Source organism: Flavobacterium sp. (genome assembly GCF_036741995.1).
GTDB lineage: Bacteria > Bacteroidota > Bacteroidia > Flavobacteriales > Flavobacteriaceae > Flavobacterium.
The window spans coordinates 1-13,782 of sequence record NZ_DAINRG010000057.1 but is presented as its reverse complement, the minus strand read 5'-3'; the positions used below and the strand labels follow the sequence as shown (position 1 = coordinate 13,782).

At 37.9% G+C, this 13,782-nt stretch carries 12 protein-coding genes; 9 read left to right on the top strand and 3 right to left on the bottom strand.

Translation table 11 applies throughout. The features are described from left to right. On the top strand, positions 1–576 hold a 576-nt coding region (locus V7D82_RS12165), incomplete at its 5' end, for a glycosyltransferase (RefSeq protein ID WP_333601252.1). Beyond that, entirely contained in the window at positions 576–989 is a 414-nt protein-coding gene (locus V7D82_RS12160) for a sugar 3,4-ketoisomerase (protein ID WP_333601251.1), read from the top strand. The genes V7D82_RS12165 and V7D82_RS12160, both read left to right, overlap by 1 nt. Here V7D82_RS12160 and V7D82_RS12155 read toward each other — a convergent pair. Then, positions 966–1,892: a glycosyltransferase family 2 protein gene (locus V7D82_RS12155; RefSeq protein ID WP_333601250.1), complete on the bottom strand. Its 927-nt coding sequence runs from the start codon at positions 1,890–1,892 to the stop codon at positions 966–968. The genes V7D82_RS12160 and V7D82_RS12155 overlap by 24 nt on opposite strands. Continuing rightward, positions 1,892–2,788: a glycosyltransferase family 2 protein gene (locus V7D82_RS12150; RefSeq protein ID WP_333601249.1), complete on the bottom strand. Its 897-nt coding sequence runs from the start codon at positions 2,786–2,788 to the stop codon at positions 1,892–1,894. The genes V7D82_RS12155 and V7D82_RS12150 overlap by 1 nt, the downstream gene beginning before the upstream one ends. 62 nt (positions 2,789–2,850) lie before the next feature. Between V7D82_RS12150 and V7D82_RS12145 the strand changes: the two genes are divergently transcribed. Both V7D82_RS12145 and V7D82_RS12140 read left to right on the top strand, forming a co-directional pair. Further along, on the top strand, positions 2,851–3,678 hold the full coding sequence (locus V7D82_RS12145; RefSeq protein WP_333601248.1) for a 2OG-Fe(II) oxygenase: 828 nt from the start codon (positions 2,851–2,853) through the stop codon (positions 3,676–3,678). Next, complete coding sequence (locus V7D82_RS12140; RefSeq protein ID WP_333601247.1) at positions 3,675–4,919, top strand: hypothetical protein; 1,245 nt, start codon at positions 3,675–3,677, stop codon at positions 4,917–4,919. The genes V7D82_RS12145 and V7D82_RS12140 overlap by 4 nt, the downstream gene beginning before the upstream one ends. Here V7D82_RS12140 and V7D82_RS12135 read toward each other — a convergent pair. After that, positions 4,916–5,599, bottom strand: coding sequence for a cell division ATP-binding protein FtsE (locus tag V7D82_RS12135; protein WP_333601246.1), 684 nt, complete (start codon positions 5,597–5,599; stop codon positions 4,916–4,918). The genes V7D82_RS12140 and V7D82_RS12135 overlap by 4 nt on opposite strands. Before the next feature lie 242 nt (positions 5,600–5,841). Here V7D82_RS12135 and V7D82_RS12130 point away from each other — a divergent pair, with 242 nt between their 5' ends. The 5 genes from V7D82_RS12130 to V7D82_RS12110 all read left to right on the top strand — a co-directional run. After that, positions 5,842–8,856, top strand: coding sequence for a tetratricopeptide repeat protein (locus V7D82_RS12130; RefSeq protein ID WP_333601245.1), 3,015 nt, complete (start codon positions 5,842–5,844; stop codon positions 8,854–8,856). 8 nt (positions 8,857–8,864) lie between these two features. Next, the gene (locus V7D82_RS12125; protein WP_333601244.1) at positions 8,865–10,601 is read left to right on the top strand and encodes a TonB-dependent receptor; all 1,737 of its coding nucleotides are present in this window, start codon (positions 8,865–8,867) and stop codon (positions 10,599–10,601) included. Positions 10,602–10,670: 69 nt separating this feature from the next. Next, positions 10,671–11,120 (top strand): hypothetical protein, encoded by a 450-nt coding sequence (locus tag V7D82_RS12120; RefSeq protein ID WP_333601243.1) that lies wholly within the window; start codon positions 10,671–10,673, stop codon positions 11,118–11,120. A gap of 173 nt (positions 11,121–11,293) precedes the next feature. Further along, complete coding sequence (asnB, locus tag V7D82_RS12115) at positions 11,294–12,910, top strand: asparagine synthase B (protein ID WP_333601242.1); 1,617 nt, start codon at positions 11,294–11,296, stop codon at positions 12,908–12,910. Positions 12,911–13,095: 185 nt separating this feature from the next. Further along, the coding region (locus V7D82_RS12110) for an ATP-binding protein (RefSeq protein WP_333601241.1) at positions 13,096–13,782 on the top strand (687 nt) is incomplete at its 3' end.

The window sequence follows — 13,782 nt, the reverse complement described above, 5'->3', positions numbered from 1 at the left end:
ATAGTTTTTCCAGAAATTCAGTATGAAAAGCCTGGTGATGCTCCCGAAAAATATTTGCTGTTTTTTGGCAGATTGGAAGAAGAAGTTAAAAATTTCACTTTGCTTTTAAATGCTTTTGCGAGTTCCAAAGTTTACGAAAACGGAACGCAATTGCTGCTTATTGGAGATGGCTCGAGTAAAGAATTTATATTGGCCAAAATTGCCGAATTAAAATTGGAGGATAGTGTCAAAATTTTGCCTTTTCAAACTCATATTACTCCTTACATTCAACACGCCCGTTGCACCGTTTTAACCAGTTATTTTGAAGGATTTCCAATGACAATCGTGGAGTCACTTGCGGCCGGAATTCCTGTTGTTTCTGTAGATTGTGCAACCGGTCCAAATGAAATTATCCAAAATATGGATACTGGTTTATTAGTCAAAAATCATAACGTAGCCGCTTTGGCTAATGCGCTAAATAGTATGGCAACTGATGAAAAGTTGTATCAAACTTGTAAAAATAATGCCAAGAAAAGCGTAGAACATTTATCTTTGACAATCCTTGCGCAGCAATGGCAACAAGTAATAGAAGCCTAATGACGACTATACACGACATCCAACTTATTGAAATTCCGAAAATTCACGACAGACGTGGTAACCTTTCCGTAATTGAAGGCGATGTGCTTCCTTTTGAAATGAAACGCGTGTATTATTTGTATGATGTGCCTAGTGGTGCTGAACGGGGCGGACATTCCCATAAAAATCAGCTTGAGTTTTTAGTGGCATTGAGCGGCAGTTTTGATGTAGTTCTAAATGACGGGAAAGAGCAACGCACTGTTACTTTGAATAAACCCAATGTAGGTTTGTTAATCGTTAATGGTATTTGGCGTGAATTGCAGAATTTTTCTTCAAGTTCAGTTTGTCTTGTTGTCGCTTCCGAAGTTTTTGACGAAGCCGATTATATCCGAAAGTTTGAAGCTTTTAAACTATCTAAAAACAGTCTTTCCTAAGCCAATAGTGGCCAAAAAACTTTTTAAGCGTATCAATACTTTTAGGACTGGAGGCGACAATTGTAGTAACAGGATTTTTTTCCAAGGCAATTTTTTCAAATCGATAGCCAAATAAATTTCTTTAGCCAACTTGTAATCCCCATTCACATTACATTTAATAACGGCTGAGAACCGATTCAGGTCCAGGTATTTTTTCAAGTCCGGATTTTTGGTTTCCAAAGAAGCGTATTTATTGAAGGTATAAGTTTCAAAATAATAATTCAGATTGCGGGAAATGCTGCTGTCATCATAAACATATTTTGCCAAAATCTGCCAAATAAAAACTATAGGGAATTGCAATCCAATGCGAATCCAAAGTTCGGTGTCTTCTCCTTTTTTAATGTTAGTGTCAAAAGTTCCCACCGTTGCCAAAACACTTTTGTGAATGACAGTACTCGAGGTCCAAAGCACACATTCTTTTTGACTGGCATCAAAGAAATTAACCACTTCAAAATCAGCTTTTTTGAGTATAGAATACTGAGCGGGAAAACTGTTGTTTTTGGTTTCCGTTTCGATGGCGCAGGCAAATACTTTTTGTTCAGGAAGTTGATGTGTATAGGATTGCATCACTTCTAAGAAGTTAGGATGCCAAAAATCATCAGCATCTAAAAAGCAAATGTAATCTGCCTTGGCTTTTTCAATTCCGAAATTTCGTGCTACGGCAACACCTTCATTTTTCTTGGAGAAATACTGTATTCTGTTGTCCTGAAAGGCAGAGATTTTAGCTTCGCTGTCGTCGGTTGAACCGTCGTTTACAAGAATGATTTCAAAGTCAGTAAAGGTTTGATTCAAAACACTTTTTAGGGTGTTTGTCACAAATTTTCCTTTGTTGTAAACGGGTATGACTATAGAGAAATAAGGCATCAGCGAGAGTTTAGTACACAAAAATAACCCAATCGGTAAAGATCAAATACAAATAGGGAAGGATTCTTTGAAAGTAAATTGGCAACAAATGTTTTTTCGAAAGTTTGAAACAAAAAAGCAAACGGTTTTACCAATCTAAATGTTGCCAATCGGGCATAGGTTTTTGTCAACGAAGTGTCCTTGGCCTCTATGATTTTGGCATCCAAAACATATTTTAAATTTTGCAACGAACTGTGGAATTTTTCAAGAAAAACGGCCGATTTTTCCAAGTTTAAATGATAAGCCGGATTTTCAATATGATCAATGGCAATGGTTTGTTTTTTTAATTCAAAAATAAATACAAAATCTTCATAGCCATAATTATAAATTGTGGTGTCAAAAGGATAGGAAAGCAAGAGCTCCTTTTGGATCAGAATGTTTGAAATCAAAGCATGGCTGTAAGGGTCAGAAAGTCTCTTCTTTAAAGGAATTTCTTCGCGACCTTTGCCAAAAACCCAGCGTAAAACTTCCTCGGCTTTTGGCTTTTCATTGTGGTAAATGATACCGCCGAAAACTGCTTTTCCGGTTTGGTTTTTAATGTAACGGATATAGTTTTTCAGAAACGTATCTTCTTTTGGAAACGTATCACAATCCATCAGTAAAACCCATTCAAATGTTGCTTTTGAAACCAATGTATTTCTGTTTTTTCCGCGTCCTTGATTGGTTTCGTTGCGCTCAAACCGACAGTTTTTCAACAAATTGATTTTGGTGTTGCTTTCCGTGTTTTCGTTTATGGGTGATGCGTCATCTAATACAATGATTTCAAAGTCAATATTTTCCGTTGTAGCTTGACTGTGCAATGCTTCCACCAAGGGCAAAGTATTGTAGTTATAGCTTGGAATTAGGATTGAAATCATTCAAAAAACAGAATTAAATAATATATTTACAAAGAAAATGTTTTTTTCACAAATACAACCTTATGAACCGAATAGAATTAGCCACGCTGATTTTTGAGAAGCTCCACGAGCAGAAAGAAACTTTGAAATCACAGTTTCAAAATTCGGATTCAAGCATTGGTAATTTTTTTCTCGATGATGTATTGCCTACTGAGATGGCCATAGAAATCATGGAAGCTTTTCCAAAACCGGAAGCTATGGTTTTGAAAAAAAGCCTGCGCGAAGACAAGTATGTTGCGGCCCAGATGAATTTATACCACCCGCTTTTGGAAGAAATAATCTATGCCTTTCAGGATAAAAGAGTAGTGGAAGTGATTGGTGAAATTTGCGCTATCAAAAATCCCATTCCCGATGAAAATCTTTATGCAGGCGGCATTTCGATGATGGGTAACAATCAATTTCTGAATCCGCATTTGGATAATTCGCATGATAAAGACCGCCATTTGTGGCGTGTGTTGAATTTGTTATATTATGTCACACCCAATTGGAAAGAAGAATATGGTGGAAATTTAGAACTCTGGCCCAATGGTTTGAAAGAAAAGCCGCTTACGATTCACAGTAAATTTAATCGATTGGTAGTTATGGAAACGCATAGCAATTCGCTGCATTCCGTTTCACCCGTAGCATTTGACGGGTATCGCCGTTGTGTATCCAATTATTATTTTTCGGAATCCCCTTTATTGGAATCGGATCGATTTCATGTGACTTCTTTTCGTGGCCGACCAGAGCATAAATTCTCAGACGTAGTGTTGCAACTCGACACTTTACTGCGAATGACTTTGCGTAAAATTTTCAAAAAAGGAGTTAAAGAAAATCCCCATGTTTACAAGAAAGACAACCCTAACCAATGAAACTCTTTTTAGCAAAATATAAATACCATTTCCTCATCATTTTTATAGGTTTGTGTTGCCTGCAAACGCTGAATTTTTTATTGCAATTGGATAAGCAAACATTGATTTATCCGGATTGTTCTAATTATTTGGAGTCGGCGCAAAAGATGTATCACAAATTTACCGGACATTATTATCGTCCTATGGTAATGGCTTTTATCACCGGAATCCCTTATTTGTTTGGTAGTTCCGATGCCGGGATTTTTCGTTGGAGTTTTGTAGTGAATGTTTTTTGTTGGCTTGGTACTTCACTGCTTTTATTCGAAATCTTAAAAAATTTTCTCAAGGAAAAAGCGGCTTTTGGGTTTGCGATTCTTCCTTTTTTCATCTTCGGAAATATTATTTTAAATTATCATTTACTGACCGAAAACATCTTTGTCTTTTTGATGATTTTGGTGTTTTATTTTTTGTTCCAATACTATAAAACAGAAAAGTTTTGGTGCCTGTCATTGTCATTGGCTATAGTGTTTTCAAGTATGTTGGTCAAGCCTGGTGCTATGTTTTTGGCCATCATTTTCGGATTGTATTTCAGTAAGGAAATCATTAAAAACTACAAATCCAAAAGCATGATTCTGCTATACGGCAGTTGGTTGATGATTGTCATTCAGGTAGTGGGAATGCGGGTTCAGTATGGCGATTTTACTTTGAGTTATATTGATGGGGTTACCTATCACAATTATATTTGCAGCAAAGCGGAATGTTATAAAAATGGAAAAGAATACCATCAAATTAACAATCCAAGAGCGGAATATTTGTTTAGTTTGGATTTTACCGATCAAAAAAAAGTGGCCTCAGCCGATTTGAAAAACCAAATCAAAACCAACTTTCCCAATTTTGTGAAAGCCTATTTTTCAGATGTCATTGAGAATTCAAAAACCGGAAATGCCTGCATCGAAGATTTGAAGAATAAAGCCAATAAAGCCAATTTTCTTTTTTGGAAAAATACAATGTTCGCCATCACAAAATGGCAAAACCGATTCTTTACAGTGTTGGCTGTTTTGCTTTCGGTTTTCTTTATAATCAAAAGAAATAAAATAGAAAAAGGATACCTTTTTGTATCCTTTTTTATACTGTATATTATAATTTTATCCGGAATATCCTGCGGTCAAGGTGATCGTTTTCACTTAGTTACGTTCCCTTTTGTGATACTGCTTTTGGCCAAATTCATTAGCGGAAAATCGAAAATAAGAGAAATAGCTTAAACCGTTTTTTGTACGACTTCAAAAATGGTATTGTCCTCACATTTCAACGTTTTGGCAGGGAATTTCATAATCACAGCATAATCGTGTGTCGCCATGATTACGGTTTTTCCGTTTTCGTTGATTTTTTTCAAAACAGCTAAAACTTCGGCACTGGTTTGCGGGTCAAGATTTCCGGTTGGTTCATCGGCCAAAATTAATTCAGGGTCATTCAATAAAGCTCTGGCAATCGCCACACGTTGTTGTTCTCCGCCCGATAGTTGGTGCGGCATTTTTTTGGCAATTCCTTTCAGTCCCACTTTTTCCAGTACTTCATCAATTTTATTTTGCATCGATGCAGCGTCGGTCCAGCCGGTAGCTTTTAAAACGAACAACATGTTTTCATTCACACTTCTGTCGGGCAGCAATAAAAAGTCCTGGAATACAATGCCTAATTTTCGTCTCAAAAACGGAATCTGGTCTTCTTTTAAATTTGCCAAATCATAGCCAACGATGTTTCCGGTGCCTTCTGTCAGTACCAAATCACCGTATAAAGTTTTCATAAAACTACTTTTTCCGGTTCCTGTTTTACCAATGATATAAAGAAATTCGCCTTCTTTGACTTCAAGATTTACTTGTGATAAAATCACTTTGCTTTCCTGATAAATCGTAACGTTTTTTAAAGATAAAACTGTTTGTGACATGAGTAATTTTGTTTATTGGGTAAAAGTAATAAGTTATCGCTTCTGTACAAAATAAATTAAGCTCCAAAATATTTTTTAAATATAAATGATTCAAAAGAACTTTTAAAGCGTTGATATGTATTGTTTTAATGGATTTAAAGCCCTCAAACGGCAATTGTTTAAAAGAATGTTTATAATAAATGGCACAGTTTTTACGTTATAGTATCTAGGGTACTATTTTTGGATAAGTAAAAATAAAAACTATGCGTAGAGTTTCAATGTTATTTTTTCTGCTGTGGATGGCAGGAATGTCAAAGGTTTCGGGGCAACAGTCGGCCATTTATACTCATAATTTATCCGATTTTGATAAAGCGTTTTTGTTGTATAAAGACAAGCAATACCAATCGGCTCAAATTCTTTTTGAACGAACCAAACAAGACAACAAAGATCAGGACGTACAAGCCGATTGTGCTTACTACATTGCCAATTGCGCCATTCATTTGAATCAAGGCAATGCCGATGAGCTGATGGAAAAATTCGTAGCAGATTATCCAACGAGTTCCAAGCAAAATCAGGCTTATATCGAAGTAGCGCAGTATTATTTTGAACAAGGTAAATTTCCACAGGCCTTGCAGTATTTCGATAAAGTGGATGAAAGCGCGCTGACCAGTGAGGATTTGGATAAGTTTACTTTTGAAAAAGGCTATGCCTATTTCACAGCCGGAAATAAAAAGGACGCCACCACTTATTTTAACAAAGTAGAAAATTCTAAAGACTACGGTTCTCAAGCTAAGTATTACTTAGGTTTTATGGCCTATGAAGGCGATAAGTATCAGGAAGCCAATAAGTATTTTCAGCAGGTGGAAGGCGAAGAAAAATACTCGGATAAACTGTCTTATTTCAAAGCCGATATGAATTTCAAATCGGGCGATTTCCAAAAAGCGATTGATGCTGGAATTGCTGCCATGCCTAAATCCAATGCTTCCGAGAAATCAGAGCTGAATAAAATCATTGGCGAAAGCTATTTCAATTTGCAACAATATGATAAAGCCCTGCCTTATTTAAAAGAATACAAAGGCAAAAAAGGAAAGTGGAGCAACACCGATTTCTATCAATTGGGTTACACTTATTACCAACAAAAAGACTATGAAAATGCGATTTTGCAATTCAACAAAATCATTGATGGTAAAGATTCGGTAGCGCAAAATGGGTATTATCATTTGGGTGAATGTTATTTCAAAACCGATAAAAAACAACAGGCACTGAACGCTTTTAAGAGCGCTTCCGAAATGGATTTTGACAAAAAGATTCAGGAAGATGCCAATCTGAATTATGCTAAATTGAGCTACGAAATTGGAAACTCTTACCAAAGTGTACCGGATGTTTTGTCTTCGTTTTTGGCAAAATACCCCAATTCGACTAGCAAGAATGAAATCGAGAATTTGTCAATCAACTCGTATATCACTTCCAAAAATTACAAAGATGCCTTAGCATTGTTAGAAAAAAGCAATTCGCAAGAGAACAAACCGGCCTACCAAAAAGTAACCTTCTACCGCGGGATTGAATTATACACCGATGGTAATTATAAAGAAGCTTTGGGCATGTTCAAAAAATCAATTGCCACGCCAAGAAACGAAAAGTTTACCGCCAGAGCCACATTCTGGAAAGGGGAAACCGAGTATGGTTTGGATAGTTTCAATGAGGCATTGTTGAGTTTCAAACAGTTTGTGGGTTCGTCCGAAGCCAAGAACACCCCGGAATACAAGAACATCAATTACAACATTGCTTATGCGTATTTCAAACAAAAAGAGTACGACCAAGCCGGGAATTATTTCCAAAGTTTTATCGATGGCAACAAAGACGACAAAGTGCGTTTGAATGATGCTTACCTGCGTTTGGGAGATTCACGTTTTGTCACTTCCAAATACTGGCCAGCGATGGATGCTTACAATAAAGCCATCGAAATGAAAGGCATTGACGCTGATTATGCGGCCTTCCAAAAAGCGTTGAGTTATGGATTTGTAACCAGAAATGACAAGAAAATAGAAGACTTCAATAAGTTTTTGCAAAATTTTAAAACCTCGCAATATCGCGATGATGCGTTGTTTGAGCTAGGAAACACTTATGTTACCGAAAACAAAACCGATTTAGCCATCAAAACCTACGACCAACTGTTGAGCGAATTCAAAAACGGTTCGTTTGCTTCTAAAGCGATTCTGCGTCAGGGGTTGGTGTATTACAATGGTCAAAAAGATGATTTGGCTATAGCCAAATTCAAAAAAGTAGCGGCCGATTATCCAAGAACTCCGGAAGCTTTAGAAGCAGTTTCCACCGCGCGTTTGATTTATATGGATAACGGAAAAGTGGATGAATATGCCGCTTGGGTAAGAACGTTGGATTTCGTAGAAGTGTCTGATGCTGATTTGGATAACGATACGTACGAAGCGGCTGAAAAACAATATCTGCAAAACAATACCAAACAAGCTATTTCCAGTTTGAGCGGCTATGTTTCGAAATTCCCGAACGGAATTCATGCCTTGAAAGCTAATTTCTATTTGGCACAATCCTATTATGCCGATGGTTTGGAAAGCAATGCTGTAGGTAATTATGAATATGTAATCAGCAAACCGAGAAACGAATTTACCGAGCAATCCTTGGCGCGTTTGTGCGAAATTCATTTGAAAAAAGACGATTACACCAAAGCCGTTCCGGTATTGAAACGATTGGAAACCGAAGCTGATTTTCCACAAAACGTAACGTTTGCGCAAGCCAATTTAATGCGGGCATATTATGACCAAAAGGATTATGCCAATGCCGTTGTCTACGCTGATAAGGTTTTAGCTAATCCAAAAACGGATAATAAAGTGAAAAGTGATGCGCAGATTATCGTAGCCCGTTCGGCCATCAAAGCCAATGATGAAGCTAAAGCGCGTGTGGCTTACGCCAAATTGCTAACGATTGCCAAAGGAGAATTAGCGGCTGAAGCTTTGTATTATGATGCTTATTTCAAAAACAAAGACGGCAAGTATGAAGATTCGAATAAAACGGTTCAGAAGTTAGCCAAAGACTATTCGGGCTATAAATATTTTGGAGCCAAAGGATTAATCGTGATGGCTAAGAATTATTACCAAATGAAGGACAATTTCAGCGCCACTTCCATCTTGGACAGTGTGATTAAAAACTTTGCTACTTATACAGATGTAGTAGCCGAAGCCCAAGCGGAATTAGATACGATCAAAGGAGAAATTTCTAAAACGAATTCGTCAATCGAGAAATAATAAACAGTATGAAAAAGACATTTCAATATAGCATAGCAGCGGTTTTACTTTTGACGGGTTACACCAAGACATTTGCCCAAAAGCAAGACGATAACATCGGTACCGAAGTAGTAAATGTAGTGAAGCCTTATACACCCAGTATTTCGGATGCTTTTAAAGTAAAAGAAACACCAACCTTAGAAGATGAAGAAACTTCGAAAAAAGAAAATATTCAATACAATATTTTTTCGTTCCCGGTAGCTTCTACGTTCACGCCATCCAAAGGAAAAGCCGCCAATGTAGATAAATCGCCGGAAGAAAAAATCTTCAGCAATTATGTGACATTAGCCGCCGGAAATTACGGAACGGTAAATGCAGAACTTTTCGTTACAGAGAATGTCAGCAATACCGATTACTTTGGTGGCATGTTGCGCCACAGCTCTTCGCAAGGAGGAATCAAAGACACGGCTCTGGATGATAAATTTTTCAACACGGCTTTGGATTTAACCTATGGCAGCAGAACCAAAGCAATGTCGTGGAATGCCGATTTTGGCTATAAGCACCAAATCTATAATTGGTACGGAATTTATCCGGGTATTTTTGATGAAGCCACTACGGATGCGATTAACGAGCAGCAAACTTATTATACGCTGTATCTTGGCGGAAGATTGGCTTTGGGCGACAGTTTCTTAAAAGAAAGTTCGTTGAAATTCAGCCGTTTTTGGGATGCCTATGGCTCAGCCGAAAATCGTTTTGTGGCCAAACCTTCTTTAGAATTTGACATTGTTGAACAAAAAATAAAAGCCGATTTTGTCTTGGATTATATCGGGGGTTCTTTTGACCAGACTTATTTTGGTGGAGCTTCTTATAAATATGGGTTTACCAATTTTGGTTTTCAGCCAAGCATTAAAATCCACAAAGATGATTTGACGGTTAATGTCGGAGTTGGATTCTTCTACAGTGCTGCGCAGGAAGCCGGAGAAAACAAGTTTTTCATCTATCCGCAAGTGACCGGTTCGTATAAAGTGGTGGGTGATTTGATGATTTTCTATGCTGGTTTGGAAGGTTCGTTGCAGCAGAATTCTTATCACGATTTTGTTCAGGAAAATTTCTTTGTGTCGCCAACATTGGGAGTAGCTCCAACGGATCAAAAATATGATATCTACGCCGGCTTAAAAGGGAAACTGGCCAGCAGTATCAGCTATAACATTCGTGGTTCTTATAAAAACGAAGAAAATAAACCGCTTTTCAAAAGCAATGGCTATGATTATTTCAATGCCAATACCGATGGTTACGCTTACGCCAATTCGTTTGACGTAGTGTATGACAATATTAAAACCGTGAGTTTCTTTGGCGAATTGAAAGCCGATTTTTCCAAAAATGTGTCTTTCGGTGTCAACGGTACCTTTAGCAGTTATACTACCGATGTGCAAAAAGAAGCCTGGAATTTACCAAGTGTTAAACTTTCGACCAATTTGGATGTGACGATTACGCCAAAATGGTACGCCGGTACCAGCTTGTTCTTCGTTGGCGAAAGAAAAGATGTTTTCAGACAGTATTCAGTAACTACACCTTATCCGGATGAGTTTGTTACGTTGAAAAGCTATTTCGACTTGAATGCACACGTTGGTTACAAATACAGCGAACGTTTGACATTCTTCCTAAAAGGAAACAACTTGGCAAACCAGGATTACCAACGTTGGTTAAACTACCCGGTGCAGGGATTGCAAATCATGGGTGGCGCGAGTTATAAATTTGATTTTTAATTCCAATTTTTTAAAATACCAATCCTGTAGCGTTATCTTTGCGTTACAGGATTTTTTATTTCAATACAAATGAATCTCAAACAACAAGTACTTCATCGCTACAAAGAACTTATTCAGGACCGCATTGACGTGTTTCAGGACATGATTTCGGGTTTGACAGTCGATGCCCAGAATGATGCTAAAGGATCGGCGGGCGATAAGCATGAAACAGCGCTTTCGATGATGCATTTGGAACAGGAAAAACTCAACCACAAACTCAAAGAAATCCTCGAGCAGAAAAACATTTTAGATAAAATTGATGCTACTGCAGTACATCAAAAAGTGGCTTTGGGTAGTTTGGTTCAGGCCAATGGATTGTTGCTTTTCATCAGCGCCGCTTTGCCAAAAATTGTTATTGATACCAAAACCGTCTTTGCGCTTTCCCCTCAATCGCCTTTGGGCAGTCAGTTAATGGGAAATTCGGTGGATTATTCTTTTGAACTGAATGGAAAATCCTATCGGATTGAAAGCGTTGATTAACATTTTCTAAGCTAAACCTGTCGTTTCTGCTATTTGTACTTTCATAATTTTATTTTATTTCTATTTTTAGTTATAAATTATAACTAATTACTTCTTTTTAGTTTCTGTATTGAAATGAATACAGCATTTTTGCTTCATCAAATAAATGAAACAAGAATTAAAAGAATACGATTATGTGCGGAATATTAGCCATTATAGGAAAAGGGAAAGACGAACAATTGGTAAAACAACTTTCCAAAAGAATGTCACACCGTGGCCCGGATGAAAGCGATATGCATGTTACCGAAAACGGACACATACTAAGCCACGAGCGTTTGTCTATTATCGATTTACACTCAGGAAGACAACCTATTCAAGGTTGCTCAACCGCTTGGATGGTGCACAATGGCGAAATTTACAATCATCAGGAATTGAGAGATACGATTTTGAAAGACCACACGTTTCGTTCTAAATCAGATTCAGAAGTAATTGTGCATTTGTATGAGAAATTCGGATACGATTTTGTGCATTTATTGGATGGTGATTTTGCTTTCGTGGTGATTGATGGCGATGACTATATTGCCGGTCGTGATCCGCTAGGCGTTAAGCCTTTATATTATGGTGTGGATGATCGTGGTAGAATGTATTTTGCTTCCGAAATGAAGCCGATTGCCGATCAATGCAAAACATTTTCAACCTTTCCTCCGGGACATTATTACACAGCCGAAACCGGATTTGTAAAATATTACACACCGGACTATGAGGATTTCACCAAAGCCGATAAAGAGGTGGATTACATTTTGTTAAGAGAATCACTAACTGAAGCCACCAGAAAAAGATTAATGAGCGATGTGCCCATCGGGGTATTGCTTTCAGGAGGATTGGATTCTTCTTTAACCTCCTCCATTGCGGCTCGTTTATTAAAAGAAAAAGGCAAAGAATTGCACTCCTTTTCTATAGGATTAGATGCTGAGGCACCGGATGCCAAAGCGGCCCGAAAAGTAGCTGAGTTTTTAGGAACCAAACACCACGAAATTCATTTTTCGGTAGAACAGGGAATCGAAATTTTAGACAAATTGATTTGGCATTTGGAAACGTATGACGTGACTTCGGTGAGAGCCAGTACGCCAATGTATTTCTTGTCCAAAGCGATTACGGATATGGGAATCAAAGTAGTGCTTTCCGGAGAAGGAGCTGATGAGGTTTTTGGAGGTTATTTGTATTTCAGAAACGCACCATCTACCGAAGATTTCAGCAAAGAAACTATCGAAAGAGTACAAAAATTATTCACTGCCGATTTGCTTCGTGCCGATAAATCAACAATGGCTCACGGATTAGAAGCCCGAGTGCCGTTTTTAGACAAGGCTTTCTTAGATGTGGCTATGTTAATCAAAGGCGAAGAAAAACAGCCAAAGACCTATGAAGGCAGAGAAAAATACATTTTAAGAAAAGCATTCGATACGCCTGAGAGTCCATATCTTCCGGATGAAGTGTTATGGCGTCAGAAAGAACAATTCTCAGACGGAGTAGGATACAACTGGATTGACGAATTAATTGAATATTGCGCTTCGCAAGTGACGGATGAGCAAATGGCAGGGGCTGCAAAACAGTTTCCTTACAATACTCCCGCAACGAAAGAAGCTTATTTTTACAGAACTATTTTCCATAAATACTATCCACAGGTCAGTGCGGCACAAACCGTGCGCAAATGGATACCAAAATGGCAGGAAAATCAAGATCCGAGCGGTAGAGCCAACGCGGCTCACGTGCAAGCGGATGTTGAAATAGCAAAGTCAGGTGTGACCACTTGAACTTAGATTGAAGTTTAGTTTGTTTGTTAAAAACGTTCCTCATTTTTGGGGAGCGTTTTTTGTTGAAATAATGCCAAAAATGTTAATAACTTAAGGCTTTTAACATCGTTTTGGGATAGGAAATCCTATGTGCTTTTGTATATTTGCTCGTTAGACAAAAATTACATTTTTTACGATAAATTTATATGAGCGACGAGATTAAAAAGAACAATTATTCAGCTGATAGTATTCAGGCTTTAGAAGGGATGGAGCACGTAAGAATGCGTCCTTCCATGTATATTGGAGATACCGGAGTTAGAGGTTTGCATCACTTGGTTTATGAAGTGGTAGACAACTCTATCGATGAGGCTTTAGCTGGACATTGTGATACGATAAGTGTAATCATAAATGAAGATAATTCGGTTACGGTTGAAGATAACGGTCGTGGTATTCCGGTAGACATGCACAAGAAAGAAGGTGTGTCAGCTTTGGAAGTGGTAATGACCAAAATCGGTGCCGGTGGTAAATTTGATAAAGATTCGTATAAAGTTTCCGGAGGTTTGCATGGTGTTGGGGTTTCGTGTGTGAATGCACTTTCCGATCATTTAAGCGCCATTGTTAACCGCGACGGAAAAGTTTACGAACAAGAGTACGAAAGAGGGAAACCAATGTATCCGGTGAAACAAATTGGGGAAACTACCAAAAGAGGAACCATCGTTACCTTCAAACCGGATGCTACTATTTTTACCCAAACTTTAGAGTTTTCGTATGATACTTTAGCGGGTCGTATGCGTGAACTTTCGTTTTTGAACAAAGGAATCACCATTACACTTACTGATAGAAGACATACTAAAGAAAACGGGGATTTTGAAGGTGAAGTTTTTCATTCAAAA

Coding starts and splice junctions, on each gene's coding strand:
- V7D82_RS12125 (WP_333601244.1), top strand. CDS start 8,865: ATGAAAAAGACATTTCAATATAGCATAGCAGCGGTTTTACTTTTGACG.
- asnB (WP_333601242.1), top strand. CDS start 11,294: ATGTGCGGAATATTAGCCATTATAGGAAAAGGGAAAGACGAACAATTG.
- V7D82_RS12150 (WP_333601249.1), bottom strand. CDS start 2,788: ATGATTTCAATCCTAATTCCAAGCTATAACTACAATACTTTGCCCTTG.
- V7D82_RS12160 (WP_333601251.1), top strand. CDS start 576: ATGACGACTATACACGACATCCAACTTATTGAAATTCCGAAAATTCAC.
- V7D82_RS12135 (WP_333601246.1), bottom strand. CDS start 5,599: ATGTCACAAACAGTTTTATCTTTAAAAAACGTTACGATTTATCAGGAA.
- V7D82_RS12120 (WP_333601243.1), top strand. CDS start 10,671: ATGAATCTCAAACAACAAGTACTTCATCGCTACAAAGAACTTATTCAG.
- V7D82_RS12145 (WP_333601248.1), top strand. CDS start 2,851: ATGAACCGAATAGAATTAGCCACGCTGATTTTTGAGAAGCTCCACGAG.
- V7D82_RS12155 (WP_333601250.1), bottom strand. CDS start 1,892: ATGCCTTATTTCTCTATAGTCATACCCGTTTACAACAAAGGAAAATTT.
- V7D82_RS12140 (WP_333601247.1), top strand. CDS start 3,675: ATGAAACTCTTTTTAGCAAAATATAAATACCATTTCCTCATCATTTTT.
- V7D82_RS12130 (WP_333601245.1), top strand. CDS start 5,842: ATGCGTAGAGTTTCAATGTTATTTTTTCTGCTGTGGATGGCAGGAATG.